We start from the raw sequence: 17,563 nt of genomic DNA, 5'->3' as shown, positions 1-17,563 counted from the left end.
TTCAGAATACACATGATCTTAGCCATGTGAGGGGAGGTGTGTTTCATGGTTACACTGCTGCCGATTGACATAGAGGGACATACCGTCATGGGCGTTGAGGTAAAACTGCCTAAAACTACACTGCTGGCCGTGTATACAACTCGTGGATATATTATGTGTGGTGCTTTGGATGTAGGTCTTCTTAACCAAAAACTTGCGGATCGCCAGATTATCGCAGGAAGAGCGGTAGGTGTTAGAACTTTGGAGGATCTGCTTGAGGCACCACTGGAGTCCGTAACGGTGGAAGCTGAGAAATGGGGGATTCATCCTGGTTTGAAGGGGAAAGATGCCATTATTCGCATGCTATAGGGATCAGTACACAACAAAAAATGACGATCCTCAGAAGAGGATCGTCATTTTTTTGCTCTTATTCTGCTGTGTCAGCGAATAGAGCCTTCAGATTTTCAGGGTATGGAGCTTTGATAATCCCCTTCTCTGTAATAATGGCAGTTACATATTCATGCGGAGTAATATCAAAAGCTGGGTTATAGACTTTAATGTCCGCAGGAGCAGTACGTTTACCGAAACCTTCAGTAATTTCCTCTGCTGGTCTTTCCTCAATTGGAATATCTGCGCCTGTTGGTGTGTTCAAATCAATCGTAGATAGAGGACAAGCGACGTAGAAAGGGATTCCATGTGCTTTAGCTAATACGGCTACCCCGTAAGTACCGATTTTGTTGGCAACATCACCATTGGCTGCTACGCGGTCCGTTCCGACAATAACCGCTTGCACCCAACCTTTGGACATGACCATAGCTGCCATGTTATCGGCTAGAAGGGTTACATCAATTCCGGCTTGTTGAAGTTCAAATGCTGTAAGACGAGCACCTTGAAGTACAGGTCTAGTTTCATCAGCGAAGACTTTGAAAGAGATGCCCTGCTCGTGAGCAAGATACATAGGAGCGAGTGCAGTACCGTATCTTGCAGTCGCCAGCCCCCCAGCATTACAGTGTGTAAGAATTCCCATTCCATCCTGAATAAGTGGGAGTGCGTGTTCTCCAATCTGTCTGCATACCTCTTCATCTTCTGAACGGATCGTATGAGCCTCAGAGAGCAATCCTTCATTCAGATAGGCGATTTTATTGTTCGCGTTTGAGGTGTCTGTGGATAGTCTCTCAGCAGTTAACTTCATCCGATCCAGAGCCCAAAATAAATTGACAGCCGTTGGACGTGATGTAGCTAGATAGGCACAAACCTGTCTAACATGATCCAGCCACTCGGCAGCGTCATTGCCTGTGTAGCTTTTAGCACCCAGAACAGCACCGTATGCTGCAGCAATGCCGATTGCAGGAGCTCCACGAACTTTCATGGAATGTATACCTTCCCATACGTCTTCTGGAGAATAGAGCTTCAAGTTTATGATTTCCCCTGGTAAAAGACGCTGATCTAGCATGATAAGGTGATCGCCACCCCACTCAAGAGATCTTAGTGGTCCCGTTGTTGTTTCAGTAAATGTGTTGATGTTGCTCATTTAGACACCCCGATTTCTGTAGATGCAAGTTGTACGAGCTTAAGTATATCATAAATAGATCCAACGCTTCGGTGATGACGGACCAGATTCTTACCTACAGCAAGCGCTTTGCGCTGAGCAGCTTCACGCAAGGATTCATCTGAAATTCCTTCAATGTCGGCAACATGAGACAACCCGACAATTCTACGAATCATTTTACATCCGGCAAAACCGGCAGCATCACGTAATATCTCTGTTAAGTAGTGGTCTTGATAGCCTGGAGTCTTGGACATTTCATCAAGAAGCTCTGTATTCCACAGATGGCGGAAAGAAGCTTCAAAGTGGGTCCATACCTCTTTCACCATATCGAGCAGGCGTTCTTCCCGAATAGACAGGTTCTCACCGTTTTGATTCCATCCTGGCTGAGCGACATAGTTGAGTAGCAGATTACCAATAATGGCACCGATATCAAACCCCATCGGTCCGAAGTATGCGAATTCAGGATCGATGACTTTAGTTGATTCTGGAGTGACAAAAATACTTCCTGTGTGCAGGTCCCCGTGTAGAAGTGCTTGGGCATGGGTAAGGAATTTCTCTCTTAATAGCGCAACTTCAAAATGCAGCGGCAGGTCATTCCGAAGCGCCTCTGCTTCATCTTCGATGTTAGCAGAATAGTTATTGTTGGCAGAATTTCGATATGGATCTTCGAAGATCAAATCTTCAGTAATCTTACATAAGTCCGGATTAACAAAGCGGCCTGCAAGCTCTTTCTTCTCTTGTTGGTTCATGCCTAGGTCAGAGGTGAAAAAGAGAGTTCTGGCAAGAAATTGGCCAATATGCTCCGCAAACTTAGGATAGGTGTTACCATCAATTAATCCTTTCCGCATAATGGTGTACTCACTCAAATCCTCCATTACGGTATAGGCTAGCTCGTCAGAATAAGCATAAACCTCAGGTACAAGATCAGGACATAATCGGTGCTGTATTTCTAAAGCTTGACGTTCGATACGCGCTCTGTCGAGAGATAAGGGCCAGGATTCCCCAACGACCTTGGCATAAGGAACAGCTTGTTTGATTATAGTACTTTCATTGGAATCCTCTGAGGTTACATGGAAGACTAGATTCAGATTACCGTCACCAATTTCACGGCAGTTGAGTACAGTGCTTTCAGAAAAGATGCCAGGGAGGCTCTTAGCAAGTGCGATGGCTTCCTCGGCGGTAAGTGGATGATATGCGGACATAGATGGTCACCTCCATATATAATAGAAAGAAAAAAGCCAACTTTTCTAGTAGGTATTATTCAGTATACCGGGATTCTAAGTAATTTTGTACAATTTTTTAACATTCACTGAAAAGGTCCTCTGTTTGATTCGGAGGAGGATGAGTGGGGTAAACTACAAATAGACGCCCGGATAATTCGAACACATTATAATGAGGTAACACGGCAAGGCTACATACTGCCAGGTTGGTTCAATCTGAATCTCCCCATGCCGCATTAGAGGGTGAATTATATACTATGGAAAAGGAAGGGATTTATTATGGCTAAGACTGACTCAAGCAAAACCAATAGTAAAACGAAAAACGCTGGTGTAGAGCAAATGTTGAATCAACAAGTAGCGAATCTTAACGTACTTTACGTTAAACTTCATAACTATCACTGGTATGTGAGTGGTGAGCAGTTCTTCTCCCTTCACGTGAAATTTGAAGAATTATACAATGAAGTAACCTTGAAAATGGATGAGGTTGCAGAACGCATGTTGGCTCTTAAAGGGAAACCAGCTGCAACAATGAAAGAATACCTTGAACTGTCTACAATTCAAGAAGCTACGGGCAATGAAGATACTCGCGGCATGGTTCAGCAGCTAGTAGAGGATTTCGCAACCTTGTCAGAAGAGCTTCAAGAAGGGATCGATATGGCTGAAAAAGCTGAGGACCCTTCTACTGCAGATATGCTGACAGGTTTCAAGACAGATTTCGAGAAACATATGTGGATGTTACGCGCTTTTCTTGCCTAGGAAGAAGAATGAACACTAAAGGTTAGAAACGTAGATATTGTCTGAAAGTCTAAACAATATGTTAAATAATACAAATATTCCTGTGCAATTCGACATATCGCCCTATCTTTTAAATATGCTATAACCGTCTGGTGACGAACGGTTCCATCCACGGTGCCAGATGCTGCTCAAATAAGGATAATGGCGTGTCTTACAGCAACAGCTCAGCGGCTGATAGGAATTATCAAAACAGGCTTGGCCGTGCTCAACGGTCAAGCCTGTTTTGATAATAATAACGCAATGACAAATATCACACATTGGCCTGTCCGGTTGAATTAAACCCTTGTTTATTATAAAATGACTTGAGAATCATTGAGAATCAGTTTAGAATAATTATAAATAAAGTCTTCATGATAAATCAGGGCGACCAATCCTGTTATCAGATATATCATTACACCACTATACTTTTTTCGACGGAGGGAATATTACATGTCAACGAAGTTTGTCATTGAAGGTTTAAAAGCACAAATCGAAGGCAAGGAAATACTTAAGGGTATTAACCTGGAGATGAATGGCGGAGAAGTCCATGCCATTATGGGACCGAACGGAACAGGTAAGAGTACTCTGGCATCGGCTTTGATGGGTCATCCCAAATATGAAGTAACCGAAGGTAGCGCAACTTTGAACGGTGAAGATCTGCTAGAAATGGAAGTTGACGAGCGCGCACTGGCAGGCTTGTTTCTTGCAATGCAATACCCGAGTGAAATCGCAGGTGTGACAAATTCTGATTTCCTTCGTAGTGCAATGAATGCACGCCGTGGCGAAGGTAATGAGATTTCTCTCATTAAATTCATCCGTCAAATGGAAGGTAAAATGAAAGATCTAGAGATGAATCCTGAGTTTGCTCATCGTTACCTGAATGAAGGCTTCTCCGGCGGTGAGAAGAAACGTAACGAAATTCTTCAAATGCTGTTGCTCGAGCCAAAACTCGTTATTTTGGATGAAATTGACTCCGGTCTTGATATCGATGCACTTAGAATCGTTGCTGAAGGTGTAAATGCAATGAAATCAGAAGATCGCGGTTTCTTGATTATTACCCACTATCAACGTTTGCTTAACTATATCACTCCAGATTTTGTACACGTCATGATGCAAGGTCGCATCGTTAAATCCGGCGGTCCAGAACTTGCACAGCGCTTGGAAGCAGAAGGCTATGATTGGATTAAGGAAGAGCTCGGCATTACCGACGAAACTGTAGGTCAAGAAGCGTAAATAGAGCGGAGGAGGAGAAGAAATGACTACACAAACCATTCTTCCGGTCAACGCTGAGACTTTGAAGGCATTGTCCGCAAGCAAGCAAGAACCTGCTTGGGTAACGGAAAGCCGCCTTGCTGCTCTCGAATTGGCCGGCCAGTTGGAACTGCCTAAGCTTGAGAAACAGCGTATTGACCGCTGGAATATCCAAGCATTCGGAGAATATAAGAAAAATGATCAACTGTCGTCTTTGGACGATCTTCCTGAGGAAGTTGCTAAACTTGTAGAAGGTTCTAGAGAGGGCGGACTGATCATTCAGCGCAACTCCAGCAAGGTATATGCTAGTCTGTCTGCAGAACTTGCAGCACAGGGCATAATCTTTACAGATCTGGAGACTGCAGTAAGAGAACATGAAGCTCTCGTGAAGCCTTACTTGCACCAAGCAGTGAAGAGCGATACGCATTCGCTTGCAGCACTGCATACAGCAACATGGAACGGCGGAGTCTTCTTATATGTTCCGAAGAACGTAGAAGTAGAATTGCCACTGCAAGCTGTGTTGTTGAGTGATGATGCAGAAGCTCTTTTTGCACCACACGTACTTATCGTTGCGGATGAGAACAGTCGTGTCACTTATGTAGATAACTATGTTTCTCATGAATTGTCGGGACATGTTACACATAATGGCGCTGTTGAAGTCTTTGTTAAGAATGGAGCTAAAGTTCGCTTTGCTTCTGTTCACCAGATGACTACCGAAGCTACAGATATCACTTATCGCCGTGCTATCGTTGAGAATGATGGATCTATCGAATGGATTGTAGGCGAAATGAATGATGGTGATACAGCAAGTGATACGATGAGTGTGTTGCAAGGGAATGGATCCATATCAGATGCGAAAGTAATCGCTGTTGGTTCTGGCTCTCAGAAGATCAACTACACAACACAAGCACGTCATTTCGGTAAAAACTCTGCAAGTCAGATGATTACTCGTGCTGTTATGCGTGAAGAAGCTCAAGCGATCATTAACGGAATTACAAAGATCGAGAAGGGTGCTACGAGATCTGACGGACAACAGACAGAGCGTGTGCTGATGCTCAGTCCGAAAGCACGTGGAGATGCGAACCCAATCCTGCTAATCGATGAAGATGATGTTACTGCGGGTCACGCAGCATCGGTTGGTCAAGTAAATCAGGAGCAGATTTACTACTTGATGTCGCGTGGTATTTCACGTGAAGCTGCAGAATCTTTAATTATCTATGGCTTCTTGGCACCGGTAGTAAGCGAAATTCCTTTGGAAGGTCTTCGCGACCAACTTCAAGGACTTGTTGAAAGGAAGCTGGGACAATGAATGCTAACGTCCGCGAACAGTTTCCCATCTTACAGCAGGAAATAAACGGACATCCGCTGGTATATTTAGATAGCGCCGCGACTTCTCAGAAGCCGCGTGCTGTTATTGATGCCGTGAAGCACTATTACGAGTGGGAGAATGCTAACGTACACCGTGGCGTTCATACCCTCTGTAGTCGCGCTACAGATGCGTACGAAGGTGCCCGTGAGAAAGTGGCACGCTTCATCAACGCGAAGCGCACGGAGGAAATTATTTTTACCCGCGGAACGACGACAGCACTCAATCTGGTAGCATCGTCGTATGCACGTTCTGTCTGCGGGCCAGGTGATGAAATCGTTCTGACGGAGATGGAGCATCATAGTAATCTCATCCCGTGGCAACAAGCAGCTCTTGCTGTCGGTGCCACGCTGAAATATATACCGATTCAGCCTGATGGTTCGATTGCACTGGAAGATGTGGAGAAGACCGTCACAGATCGCACGAAGGTCGTAGCTATTGCATATGTATCTAATGTAATGGGTGTTGTTCATCCCGTGAAGGAAATTGCAGAGATTGCCCATCGTCATGGAGCGGTGATCGTTGTTGATGGAGCCCAAAGTACGCCGCATATGAGAGTGGATGTTCAGGATCTGGACTGTGATTTCTATGCTCTATCCGGACATAAAATGTGCGCACCTACAGGTATCGGAGCTCTATATGGCAAGAAGGCGCTGCTTGAAGAGATGGATCCGATCGAATTCGGTGGCGAAATGATCAATGATGTGGGTCTGTATGAATCGAACTGGAAGGAACTCCCTTGGAAGTTTGAAGGCGGAACCCCGATCATTAGCGGAGCTGTTGGACTTGGGGCAGCTATCGATTTTCTAGAAGAAATCGGAATGGATGAAATTGCACAGCATGAAAGTCGTCTGGCGAAGTATGCTATGAATCGACTTAGTGAGATTGAAGGGATCAGCCTATATGGTCCGCGTGAGCGGGAAGTTGGACTGGTTACGTTTAATCTAGGTGATGTACATCCCCACGATGTTGCTACCGTACTGGATGCACAGGGAATTGCGATTCGTGCGGGTCACCATTGCTGTCAACCTTTAATGCGTTGGCTTAAAGTATCATCTACAGCACGTGCAAGTTTTTATCTGTATAATACAGAAGAAGAAGTTGACCAGCTTGTCAGCGCCTTAATCCAGACAAAGGAGTATTTTGGCGATGCAACTTGACGATTTATATAGACGTGTCATTATGGATCATTATAAAAACCCTCGTAACCGCGGGAAATTCGAAGACGACGTCGTTACAATTGATTTGAACAATCCGACATGTGGAGACCGAATTTCATTACAATTGAAGGTTGAAGACGATGTTGTGAAAGATGCCAAGTATATGGGCGAAGGATGTTCGATCAGTATGTCTTCCGCTTCAATGATGACAGATGCAGTTAAAGGTAAGACGCTTGATGAAGCGCTTGAGATGGCTTCTAAATTCTCCTCCCTTATGAAAGGGGAAGCAGTAGAGTTTGAAGACTATGAGGATCTTGAGGCCCTGTCTGGTGTGAATAAGTTCCCTGCACGCATTAAATGTGCAACCCTAGCTTGGAATGCACTGCGAAAAGGAATTGACGGTACAGAAGAGAAACACTGAGAACGATAGGGAGGTAAGATTAATGGCTAAAAAAGCTCCTGAAATAGAAGAGTATAAATATGGTTTCCGTGATGAACATAAAGCTATTTTTCAGACAGGTAAAGGTCTGACACGTGAAGTCGTTATGGAGATTTCTAAAATTAAAAACGAACCACAGTGGATGCTTGATTTCCGCTTGAAGGCACTTGAGCAATTCGAAAAGATGGATATGCCACAATGGGGCGGAAATCTAGATGAGCTCGATTTCAACGATATCCAGTACTATGTAAGACCTTCTGAGAGACAAGGTAAGACATGGGAAGAGGTTCCTTCTGAGATTAAGGAAACATTTGATAAACTAGGTATTCCTGAAGCTGAACAAAAATTCCTTGCAGGTGTATCGGCTCAGTACGAATCTGAGGTTGTATACCACAACATGCAGAAAGAGCTTGAAGATCAAGGTGTTATCTTTACAGATACGGATACAGCACTGAGAGAGCACCCTGAAATCTTCAAGGAGTATTTCTCGACAGTTGTTCCGACTACGGATAATAAATTTGCGGCATTGAACAGTGCGGTATGGTCAGGCGGAAGCTTCATCTATGTTCCAAAAGGCGTGAAGTGTGAAATTCCACTGCAAGCTTACTTCCGGATCAACTCTGAGAACATGGGACAATTCGAACGTACACTGATCATTGCTGACGAAGACAGCTTCGTTCACTATGTAGAAGGATGTACAGCTCCGATCTATAGCACGAACTCCCTGCATAGTGCGGTTGTTGAGATCATCTGTAAGAAGAATGCACGTGTTCGTTACACTACGATTCAAAACTGGGCTCCGAACATTTATAACCTGGTTACAAAACGTGCTGTTGCAGAAGAGAACGCGACAATGGAATGGGTTGATGGTAACATCGGTTCTAAGCTGACCATGAAATATCCTGCCGTTATTCTTAAGGGTCGTGGAGCGAAAGGTATGGTACTTTCCATTGCTGTAGCAGGTAAAGGTCAGCACCAGGATGCAGGCGCTAAGATGATTCACTTGGCTCCGGATACGACATCTACAATCGTGTCGAAATCCATCAGTAAGCACGGTGGTAAAGTAACATATCGTGGACTTGCTTCCTTCGGTCGTAACGCCGAAGGCGCTAAAGCGAACATCGAGTGTGATACACTTATTTTGGATAATGAGTCCACATCCGATACAATTCCTTATAACGAGATTAAGAACGATAATGTGACGCTTGAGCATGAAGCGAAGGTATCCAAGGTTTCTGAGGAGCAGTTGTTCTATCTCATGAGCCGTGGACTAAGTGAAGCGGAAGCGACACAGATGATCGTTATGGGCTTCATCGAGCCGTTCACGAAAGAACTGCCGATGGAGTATGCGGTTGAGATGAATCGTCTCATCAAGTTCGAGATGGAAGGTAGTATAGGTTAAGCCTTATTTATCAAGGTTTCTATACTTCTAAACGTAGGTTTGTCCGTTTTTTGTCCGTTTACTTTACGTACTGTTCGTACAATGAGATAGCATCGTCTTCAATTTTATCGGTAACATGTAAATACGTGTCCGCTGTGACTTTCACGCTTGCGTGCCCTAGTCGCTCGGACACGTATTTTATATTTGCGCCAGCTTCGAGTAAGTGAACAGCGTGTGAGTGCCTTAACGCATGGGGAGATAGAACAGGGAGTTCAGCGCGTTTGCATACCTCTTTGAAATATTCTCGAACCACATTGGTTCTCAACCACCGTCCGTCATGCTGATGGAAAACAATATTATCTTTAGATGCTTTATAGTTTGAATATTTCAAAACAACCTCTTTTTGGTTTATTCTATGCCTTTTAATCAGTTTAATGGTAACTTCGTCTAGTTTTATTGTCCGTCCACTGGTCTTAGATTTTGGAGTTGAAATATACGGCTCAGAGTTTAATGGATAAACCAATGTTTTATTAACGGTTATTTTCCCGTCATCTAAATTTAAATCATCCCAAGTAAGCGCGAGCGCTTCACCGATCCGCAATCCAGTTCTAGCCAGCAGCGTGAATAAAACTCGATATTGAATTGAGTGATTATACTTCGCTTTTTTTACAGGCTTCGTATTTTCAAGGAATTTATCAAGTTCTTCTCTTGTGAAGTATTGGACTTTACCATCTTTATCTGTGTCCTTAGGAATTTTTATTTTCTGTATAGGATTTTCTCTCATAATATTAAACTCATGGACTGCATCATTTATTGCACTAGAGAAAATACTGTGAATCCTCCGTATCGTCCCTTCGCTATACTTATTCTTTAACTCATTAATCCATTTTTGATAATCTGAACGTGTTAAATCCTTGAGCCTGTAGTGTCCCCATCTCGGTATAATGTTGAGTTTTACGTTTCGCTCTTGAACTGAGTATGTTATGGGTTTTACATTTGGTTTTTTATAGACTTCAAGCCATTCGTTAATGTAATCTACAACTCTCTCATTTCCGTTTTCGCCAAAGCCAAAGTAATTGATTTTTGATTCTTCTTCTGTAGCTGCTATTTGCGCTTCTCTCTTGGTTTTAAAACCACTCTTGGTTTTCTCTTTTTGTTTCCCAGTTTGTCTATCTGTGTAGCTAATCCGATACTCCCACTTAGTACCTCTCTTTCTGAAAAAAGCCATTATTTATCACCTCCAAAACATATGTTCTGTTTTTGTGTATGATAAACCGCCTTGCAGCGGATGATTTGCAAGTATTATTACTTATACTGGTCAATCCATAAGGGGTCCAAGAAAATAGTATCCTTGTTATCTAAATTGATAAACAATCCATACTTTCTTCTATAATGATCTAGCGCCTCTTCAAGAAACTCTTCTAACACATCAAGGTGTTCTGCTAGTTCATAGCGGTTTCGCACTCCACTTTTATAAGCGCTTACTATTCCTTCAAGTGGTATAAGTTTTTCGAAAGCCCATTTACGAGCAATATATTCTTGTTTTCTATTATTAAGTGTAGATTGGTCCACTATGAAACCGAAGGTTTTATGATAGTGCCCTGTTTCCTCTGCTAAGATGCATTTTCTTTCAATATTTGTTTCTATGTACTTATTTATGAGAATCATTTGTTTGTTCTGAATTTCTATATATAAACCTTTTAACCTCATTGGCAGATTGGCCCGATCATCCAGTGAAATGTCTAATTCATTTACTAAATTATCGTACGTAATCATAAGGCTCCTCCTGTATAACTGTAGATGTAATTTTATTTGTTTTTAGATAGAGCGATCTTCATGGCCATTTTTACTTGCTCAAGTTCTTGCTCAGTAAGCGGTCCGTCATGTCCAATCTGATGTGCAGCTAGTGTTAAAATTTCTTCTTCGGTAAGATCGCTGTTTTCCGATTGCTGAATTTTAGAAAGATCTGTTGTGCCGTATTTGGACATCTTTTCAAGCTGATCAGTAGTTATACCCAATCCTTTACATACTTTAATCACATTGTCTATAGAAGCCTTCCCGACACCTCTGGAGAGCATTGATTGTAAAGTAGTAGCCGGCAGTCCGATCTTATCGGCGAACGCACGTCTACTGAGACCCATCTCTTCGATCAATTTATCTATAATCTTCGCCTTTTCCACTTTCGATCCGCCTTCCTAACAACAATTTAATGTACGATATATCGTATATATTCACATCTTACAATATAAACATACCCTTGTAAACAGTTATTTATACGTAAATGCGTTCAAAATATCAAAAAGTTTATTGACTTCAAACGCAATTGCGTTTATAGTTCTAATCAAGCCGAACGCAATTGCGTTCATCATCAGGAAGGAGGTGTTAGCGGTGTATAAGAACCTTCGAGCAGAGATGGCAAGGAACGATGTGACAATTGGCGATATGGCGCAAGTTCTGGAAGTAAGATATGCCACGGTCAGCGATAAGATCAATGGGAGATATAGATTTTATTACGACGAAGCATCCAAAATTAAACGTCATTTTTTTCCGAATTGTGAATTGGAATATCTCTTTGACGCTGATAGTCAAAACACAGCATGAAGAAGGTAAGGAAGGTGTTAGGATGGATAACTTAGTTTCTATTAACTTCAATGATTCTGAGATTAAGAGAATATGTCATGAAAAAATCTCTGCAATGTTTAAAGAGGCAGAATCGGAATTGGTTTTTTGGGATTCTGCTGAATTAAAACGCAGGACATGTATGAGCTGGAGCACGATCCAAAAGACATTTTTCTATGACGAAAGGTTTGTTAAGCGGAAAGTCGGTAGGGACTGGTATTTTCCTGCTCGTGAAGCGAGGGACTTCTTAGAAACATGGTTGAAAGAGCAAATGCCGTATTGAGAGGAGAAAACAAATGAACGAATTAGTATTTATCGAAAATGGAAAAACGGTAACGGACAGCCTGACGGTAGCAGAGGTGTTCGGCAAGGAACACAAACGTGTAATGCAAGATATTCGTGAACTTGAATGCAGCGAGGAATTTAGTCAGCACAATTTCGTGCCCATCTCTTATACAGATTCAATGAATCGTGAAAAGCCGAAATACATCATTACCCAAGATGGATTCTCATTCTTGGTAATGGGATATACGGGGAAGGAAGCAGCGCGTTTCAAGGAAATGTACATCACTGAGTTTAACCGGATGCGTGAGAGAATGAACAACCTGCCATCAACAAACCCAATAAAGGCTCTTATCCAAGCAACTCACAATTTGCTATCAAGTCAAGAATTGATTGTTGAAAGGCTGGATGATGTAGAGGACAAGCTTGAGAATCAAATAACTCTCGATAGTGGACAACAGCGCCGACTACAGCAAGCCATTAATCATAAAGTTTGTTCCACTGAACCGGACAAGGATTATCGAGGTGAATTGTTCCGACAGCTCCACAAAGAAATCAAAGACCGTTGGCAAGTACCGAGTTACAAAGACATTCGCCGTCAGGATCTTCAAGGAGTGCTGCAATACGTAGCTGCTTGGGTTCCAGTTAGACGAGCTGGTTAGGAAGGAGAATCGATATGAAAATCACACCTAAAACGTGGAATGCCTTAACTACTGGTGAGAAGATGTCAGCTCTTCAATATGCTGCTGACCTAACTAAAAAGAGATGGGGGAAGTAAGCATGTGGGTTGATGAAATGGAAGCAATCCAAAAGACAGCCTATGGATTCGTTAAGTTGACCCGTGAAGACTTTGCCAAGCTAGGGATTAAGAACGAGAAACCTGTTATAGAAAAGGGTTCGGAGCATGTCTCAAAAGGGAGGAACAAGCCATGTGGTACCTAATAGCAACGTGGTTACTGTTTAACCTTTTGGTGGTGCTGGCTTTATACAGGAGGGGTGAGAGACGTGAGAAAATGCGCAGGATGCGAGAAAGAAGCTAAGTACGCTGTTTATGACCAGCCGCATTGCCGGGATTGTATGTTGGATGCAATTGAGTGTAGGTCATATGTGGAAGTGAGGTGGCTAGAAGATGAACTTAGGTTATCGGATCAAAGCGAGTAAGGAATATGCAGATATACAAGCGGTGGAATTTGTTAATGGGATTGCAAGGAACGGTATGTTCGTTTTTAGAAATGATGCACAGTACAACAGCTATGACGAAGTAAGAAGACGCATCAAAGGAGGCGAGTCGCTTGAATCCATTGCAAGAAGCTATCAGAAAGCTTGAGGAACTGCAGGAATCCAGTAAAGGTTCGTTCGTAGGAGCTGGAGAGGAAATCATTATCTTCTTCCGGCATGATCTACAGGGCGTAATTGATAATTTAAAGGATGTTCAAAATGGTCTGGAAACGAAAAATGACCACGGCGGCAACCGTGATCATTGAGTAAATAACTTTTTAAAAATTCTTACGGACAACATATCAAATTATTCGGAGGTTGTAAATATGCACATTAAAAAGATTGGAATAAAAAACTGGCTCGGGATCAAGGAATTGCTTTTTGCGCCAGGTAAATTCAATAAGGTGTCGGGCGATTCTGGGTCCGGAAAGACTAGCCTAGTCGAAGCACTTGAGAAGGTGTTTACAAATAAAAACCGCCGTACTGAGGTTATTCGCCACGATCAGGAAGAAGCAGAGCTGTTTGTTGAATTGGACGATGGTCTTCAAACAACTCGGAAAATTCGTTCAGAGAAGGCTGATTATTTGAAAGTGAAACACGACAGTAAGGCCGTAAGTAGCACTGAGGCATTTTTAAGGAAGCTTATTAACGGCGATATTTTCAGACCGATTGAGTTTGTCCAGAAGTCAGCTAAAGAGCAAACAGAAATCATTCTTAACATGTTGCAGATCGATTGGGCGGTAGATGATATTAAATCTTGGTTTGGTGAGGTTCCAGAAGCTGATTATCAATTACACATCCTTCAAATTCTCAAGCAGATAGAGAACGGCTATTACGCAGAGCGTGAAAGTATTAATCGTGAAGTTAACTTGCTTCGTGCAAACATTGAGGGAATCAAACGAGACTTGCCACCTAATTACAACGGCGAAGAGTGGAAATGTGTCAACCTTCAGGAGCTTTACAAGAAGCTTTCTGATGCTGAGGAGTCTAACAAACGATTACAGGAAGCTCAGGCACTTATTGAAGGTTTATCCATTCGGATCAGTGACATTAAACAACGTTCTGCTAATGCATCAACGGAGAAGAAATTGGACTATCAGCGGCAGCGAGATTCCTTTACTGAAACAATCAAGCGACTAGAGGATAAGATCCAGCAAGAGCAAGTAAAGGTGGACGATGTAGATCGGCGAATTTTGGAAACAAACTCTCGTTTGGATGACGAACTAGAACAATCTATTGAACGGTTGAAACTTCAATATCAAGCGAAAAAGCAGTCAGCTCGTGAGGAAATCCAACAAGAAGTCGAACAATCCCGTGTATTTATAGCGGAGTACAAGGAACAAGTGGCAGAGAAAAAGGGATCACTTATCAATATTGACGAGCATGAAATTAAGGACTTACAGAAGATTGCAGATCATGAAATGAATCTTGTAGCTACTGAAGATGCAAAGTCAGGCAACGCTCAAGACATTATTAATTCAGTCGAATTTATTGATACAGAGCCATTGAAAGAAGCAGCTGACAATGCAGCCAGCATGAAGGAATATCTACGTGAATGGGAGCGCATGAACGATATTATACGTGAAAAATTGACTCCTAAAGAAGAACGAAGCGCGGAACTGAGCGCAAAAATTAAAACAGCACGAGATTTGCCTAAGGATCTCCTTAAAACAGCATCTTTGCCAGTGGAAGGTTTGACTGTGGACGAACAGGGACGGATTAGAATCAACGATACGTTGATCGATGGATTGTCTGAGGGTGAAGCATTAGAATTTGCTTTCAAGCTTGCCAAAGCCCAAGCAGGAGCATTGAAAGTTATCTGTGTTGATGGATGGCAAAACCTTGGCAGCAGACAACGAGACATTATCGAGTCCTCCAAACAGGATGATTATCAATACTTTGTTCTAGAGACTGTGGACGGTCAGGATTTGAACATTGAAGTAGTGGAGGGGTAACATGACTAACTCTTTGGCTATTATTCAAGATAAATTAAATTCATTCATTGATGAAAAGATAGACGGCATGCCACAAGGATTCAATAAGACTAGATTTGTTCAGAATAGCATGGCTGTATTGCTTGAAACAAAAGGAATAGAGAATTGTTCACCTTCCAGTGTCGTACGGACTCTTATCAAGGGCGCTTTCCTAGGTTTGGATTTTTTCAACAAAGAGTGTTACGCCATTCCTTACGGGGGAAGTGTTCAATTCCAAACAGACTACAAGGGCGAAATTAAGCTTGCTAAAAAGTATTCGACTAATCCTATAAAGGATATCTTCGCAAAGGTTGTGCGTGAAGGGGACGTGTTTAGCGAGGAAATCATTGCTGGACAACAATCGGTGAACTTTAAACCCCTACCGTTCAATAACGGCGAAATCATAGGAGCCTTTGCAGTAGTGCTATATAAAGACGGATCAATGATGTATGACACTATGAGCAAACAAGACATTGAGATTACACGAATGACTTATTCAAAACAACCGAAAAACAAGACGTGGGAAAAGAGCACAGGGGAAATGTACAAAAAGACGGTCTTGCGGCGACTTTTAAAATACATCGATATTCATTTTGACACCGTTCAACAAAAGGAAGCATTTGAAGATGCGTCAGATATGGATTTTAACCAAGAAGTTAAACTGCAACAAGAAAGCCCATTGAATCCAACGATCATAGATGTTGAGTATGAGGAAGTTAAAGAGGTACAAGCCGATGCAGCTGAATAAGAGTAATTACTTTAGTCTCAAAGCGGATCGTCACTATATGTCTAATTCACAGTTTAAGAGTTTCCTGCCCTCCTATGGAGGGTGTGAAGCTCAGGCGATGGCAAAGATCAACGGAGAATTTGTAAAGCCAGAAAACAAAGCCTTTAAGATGGGTCACTACGTACACGCCTGGAACGAAGGAACACTGGACGAATTTAAAGCTAATAACCCGGATCTATACGCAAGTACAGGTAAAAACAAAGGTCAGCTAATGGCTGATTATCAGCTTTGTAACAGAATGATTGAGGTGCTTGAGAATGATCCAAAAGTCATGTTGGCTTTGGCAGGACAAAAAGAAGTTATTATGACCGCTGAAATATTCGACATCCCTTGGAAAGTCATGTTGGACAGCTATCAACCTGATGTCGGCATCTTCGCAGATCTAAAGACATCCAAAGAAATGAGCGGCAAGTTTTGGAACACTGAAATGAATGTTTACGAAAATTTCATTTACCACTACGGATACACGATACAAATGGCACTTTATGCCGAGGTCGAGAAACGTGTAACGGGCCGCAAGGATTGGTTGTTACCACATATGGTCATTGTGACCAAGCAAGATCCACCAGATCATGAAATTATCTATTTTGATTATGACGTAATAGAACAGAGCTTGCACATCGTAAGCAAGCATATAGAGCGTGTTAAGGCTGTTAAATCAGGTGCAATTGAACCGGTTGCTTGTGGTCACTGTGAGTACTGTAGAGGCGTAAAGAAGATTGATAGAATCAAACATTTTAGCGAATTGAGCTTGTACTAGGAGGGCTTATATATGTTGAACCGTGTTATATTGATCGGCCGTTTAACTCGTGACCCGGATCTTAGATATACCCCATCAGGAGTGGCGACATGCCAATTTACCCTTGCTGTAGATCGACCATTTACCAATAACGGCGAACGTGAAGCCGACTTCATCCCTGTAGTGACTTGGAGACAGTTAGCAGAGACATGTGCCAACTATCTCAAGAAGGGCCGCCTGACAGCCGTAGAGGGCCGCATACAAGTCCGTAACTACGAGAATAACGAGGGCAAGCGTGTGTATGCTACTGAGATTATTGCTGACAATGTGCGGTTTTTAGAGAGCGGAAACCGGAACGAATCCAGACAGTCTGAGAGTAAGGACAATAAAGATCCGTTCAGTGACGATGGTAAACCAATTGATTTATCAGACGATGATCTCCCATTTTAGGAGGTGGTCCATATGACTACCTTTGGATTTAACCCAGTACCCAAGCCACAGTACCGCCGCAGAAAGCCTACTACAAAGATGCGTGGCCGTATCAAGCCAGAAGTATATAACGCTGCCATGGAGCGATCAGGCGGTCGCTGTGAACGTTGCGGACATTATAGAGAGTTACAATGCGCTCACCTTGTACGCCGTTGGAGAATCGAAGTAGAAACAACCGTTAACGATGTAGCCATGTTATGTGGTCCTAGTGTAAATACGGGAACCTGTCATAACTGGATTGACTATACACGGGAAGGTAAGGAATGGGCGGAAGAGCTTAGACAGAGGTTTTACGATTCCGCAGACGGTTGAGAAATTCCGGGAAATTCCCGGAAAC

Annotated in this window: 22 protein-coding genes and 1 pseudogene; 18 read left to right on the top strand and 5 right to left on the bottom strand. The window is 42.7% G+C overall.

What is annotated here, in order from left to right; all coding sequences use genetic code 11:
* Positions 1-45: 45 nt before the first annotated feature.
* Positions 46-348, top strand: a complete 303-nt coding sequence (locus AC3WJJ_RS13060) for a YunC family protein (RefSeq protein ID WP_422657869.1) — start codon at positions 46-48, stop codon at positions 346-348.
* Between the two features lie 58 nt (positions 349-406).
* On the opposite strand, the gene mtnA is transcribed toward AC3WJJ_RS13060, so the two are convergent.
* A complete protein-coding gene (gene mtnA / locus AC3WJJ_RS13055; RefSeq protein WP_492541157.1) occupies positions 407-1,510 on the bottom strand; it encodes an S-methyl-5-thioribose-1-phosphate isomerase in 1,104 nt (367 codons plus the stop codon).
* Positions 1,507-2,730, bottom strand: coding sequence for an S-methyl-5-thioribose kinase (gene mtnK / locus AC3WJJ_RS13050; protein WP_492541155.1), 1,224 nt, complete (start codon positions 2,728-2,730; stop codon positions 1,507-1,509). Before mtnK ends, mtnA begins: the two co-directional genes overlap by 4 nt.
* A gap of 297 nt (positions 2,731-3,027) precedes the next feature.
* On the opposite strand from mtnK, the gene AC3WJJ_RS13045 reads away from it, so the two are divergent.
* The 6 genes from AC3WJJ_RS13045 to sufB all read left to right on the top strand — a co-directional run bounded on the left by AC3WJJ_RS13045 (position 3,028) and on the right by sufB (position 9,140).
* Entirely contained in the window at positions 3,028-3,504 is a 477-nt protein-coding gene (locus AC3WJJ_RS13045; protein ID WP_492541153.1) for a Dps family protein, read from the top strand.
* 468 nt (positions 3,505-3,972) lie between these two features.
* Positions 3,973-4,755, top strand: a complete 783-nt coding sequence (gene sufC, locus AC3WJJ_RS13040) for a Fe-S cluster assembly ATPase SufC (RefSeq protein ID WP_492541151.1) — start codon at positions 3,973-3,975, stop codon at positions 4,753-4,755.
* Between the two features lie 22 nt (positions 4,756-4,777).
* Positions 4,778-6,082, top strand: coding sequence for a Fe-S cluster assembly protein SufD (gene sufD, locus AC3WJJ_RS13035; protein WP_422657864.1), 1,305 nt, complete (start codon positions 4,778-4,780; stop codon positions 6,080-6,082).
* Entirely contained in the window at positions 6,079-7,299 is a 1,221-nt protein-coding gene (locus tag AC3WJJ_RS13030) for a cysteine desulfurase (RefSeq protein ID WP_492541150.1), read from the top strand. Before sufD ends, AC3WJJ_RS13030 begins: the two co-directional genes overlap by 4 nt.
* Positions 7,289-7,720 carry a Fe-S cluster assembly sulfur transfer protein SufU gene (gene sufU, locus AC3WJJ_RS13025; protein WP_422657862.1) on the top strand — a complete coding sequence of 144 codons (432 nt, stop codon included), beginning with the start codon at positions 7,289-7,291 and terminating at the stop codon, positions 7,718-7,720. The genes AC3WJJ_RS13030 and sufU overlap by 11 nt, the downstream gene beginning before the upstream one ends.
* 22 nt (positions 7,721-7,742) lie before the next feature.
* The gene (gene sufB / locus AC3WJJ_RS13020) at positions 7,743-9,140 is read left to right on the top strand and encodes a Fe-S cluster assembly protein SufB (protein ID WP_422657861.1); all 1,398 of its coding nucleotides are present in this window, start codon (positions 7,743-7,745) and stop codon (positions 9,138-9,140) included.
* Positions 9,141-9,198: 58 nt separating this feature from the next.
* On the opposite strand, the gene AC3WJJ_RS13015 is transcribed toward sufB, so the two are convergent.
* From AC3WJJ_RS13015 to AC3WJJ_RS13005, 3 genes and pseudogenes are all read right to left on the bottom strand, one after another.
* Positions 9,199-10,347 carry a site-specific integrase gene (locus AC3WJJ_RS13015; RefSeq protein WP_492541148.1) on the bottom strand — a complete coding sequence of 383 codons (1,149 nt, stop codon included), beginning with the start codon at positions 10,345-10,347 and terminating at the stop codon, positions 9,199-9,201.
* Between the two features lie 77 nt (positions 10,348-10,424).
* The gene (locus AC3WJJ_RS13010) at positions 10,425-10,895 is read right to left on the bottom strand and encodes an ImmA/IrrE family metallo-endopeptidase (protein WP_492541145.1); all 471 of its coding nucleotides are present in this window, start codon (positions 10,893-10,895) and stop codon (positions 10,425-10,427) included.
* A gap of 206 nt (positions 10,896-11,101) precedes the next feature.
* Positions 11,102-11,260 (bottom strand): annotated as a pseudogene (locus AC3WJJ_RS13005) (helix-turn-helix domain-containing protein); the annotation flags it as partial.
* Between the two features lie 247 nt (positions 11,261-11,507).
* Here AC3WJJ_RS13005 and AC3WJJ_RS13000 point away from each other — a divergent pair.
* From AC3WJJ_RS13000 to AC3WJJ_RS12950, 11 genes are all read left to right on the top strand, one after another.
* Positions 11,508-11,720 carry an XRE family transcriptional regulator gene (locus AC3WJJ_RS13000; protein ID WP_492541143.1) on the top strand — a complete coding sequence of 71 codons (213 nt, stop codon included), beginning with the start codon at positions 11,508-11,510 and terminating at the stop codon, positions 11,718-11,720.
* Positions 11,721-11,742: 22 nt separating this feature from the next.
* Positions 11,743-12,021, top strand: a complete 279-nt coding sequence (locus tag AC3WJJ_RS12995) for a group-specific protein (protein ID WP_492541141.1) — start codon at positions 11,743-11,745, stop codon at positions 12,019-12,021.
* 13 nt (positions 12,022-12,034) lie between these two features.
* Positions 12,035-12,682: a Rha family transcriptional regulator gene (locus AC3WJJ_RS12990; protein ID WP_492541139.1), complete on the top strand. Its 648-nt coding sequence runs from the start codon at positions 12,035-12,037 to the stop codon at positions 12,680-12,682.
* 118 nt (positions 12,683-12,800) lie between these two features.
* Entirely contained in the window at positions 12,801-12,962 is a 162-nt protein-coding gene (locus AC3WJJ_RS12985) for a hypothetical protein (RefSeq protein WP_492541137.1), read from the top strand.
* Positions 12,963-13,149: 187 nt separating this feature from the next.
* Positions 13,150-13,347, top strand: coding sequence for a hypothetical protein (locus AC3WJJ_RS12980; RefSeq protein ID WP_492541135.1), 198 nt, complete (start codon positions 13,150-13,152; stop codon positions 13,345-13,347).
* Positions 13,313-13,504, top strand: coding sequence for a hypothetical protein (locus AC3WJJ_RS12975; protein ID WP_492541133.1), 192 nt, complete (start codon positions 13,313-13,315; stop codon positions 13,502-13,504). Before AC3WJJ_RS12980 ends, AC3WJJ_RS12975 begins: the two co-directional genes overlap by 35 nt.
* A 60-nt stretch (positions 13,505-13,564) precedes the next feature.
* Positions 13,565-15,193 (top strand): hypothetical protein, encoded by a 1,629-nt coding sequence (locus tag AC3WJJ_RS12970; protein ID WP_492541131.1) that lies wholly within the window; start codon positions 13,565-13,567, stop codon positions 15,191-15,193.
* A 1-nt stretch (position 15,194) separates the two neighbouring features.
* Positions 15,195-15,959 carry a recombinase RecT gene (locus AC3WJJ_RS12965; protein WP_492541130.1) on the top strand — a complete coding sequence of 255 codons (765 nt, stop codon included), beginning with the start codon at positions 15,195-15,197 and terminating at the stop codon, positions 15,957-15,959.
* The gene (locus tag AC3WJJ_RS12960; RefSeq protein ID WP_492541128.1) at positions 15,946-16,758 is read left to right on the top strand and encodes a PD-(D/E)XK nuclease-like domain-containing protein; all 813 of its coding nucleotides are present in this window, start codon (positions 15,946-15,948) and stop codon (positions 16,756-16,758) included. Before AC3WJJ_RS12965 ends, AC3WJJ_RS12960 begins: the two co-directional genes overlap by 14 nt.
* Before the next feature lie 12 nt (positions 16,759-16,770).
* Positions 16,771-17,187: a single-stranded DNA-binding protein gene (gene ssb / locus AC3WJJ_RS12955; protein ID WP_492541126.1), complete on the top strand. Its 417-nt coding sequence runs from the start codon at positions 16,771-16,773 to the stop codon at positions 17,185-17,187.
* Positions 17,188-17,199: 12 nt separating this feature from the next.
* A complete protein-coding gene (locus AC3WJJ_RS12950; RefSeq protein ID WP_492541125.1) occupies positions 17,200-17,538 on the top strand; it encodes a hypothetical protein in 339 nt (112 codons plus the stop codon).
* The last annotated feature ends 25 nt before the right edge of the window (positions 17,539-17,563 follow it).

The organism is Paenibacillus sp. FW507-14B1B (assembly GCF_058781425.1).
The sequence above is the reverse complement of the archived record's forward strand: the minus strand, read 5'-3'. Positions and strand labels throughout refer to the sequence as shown.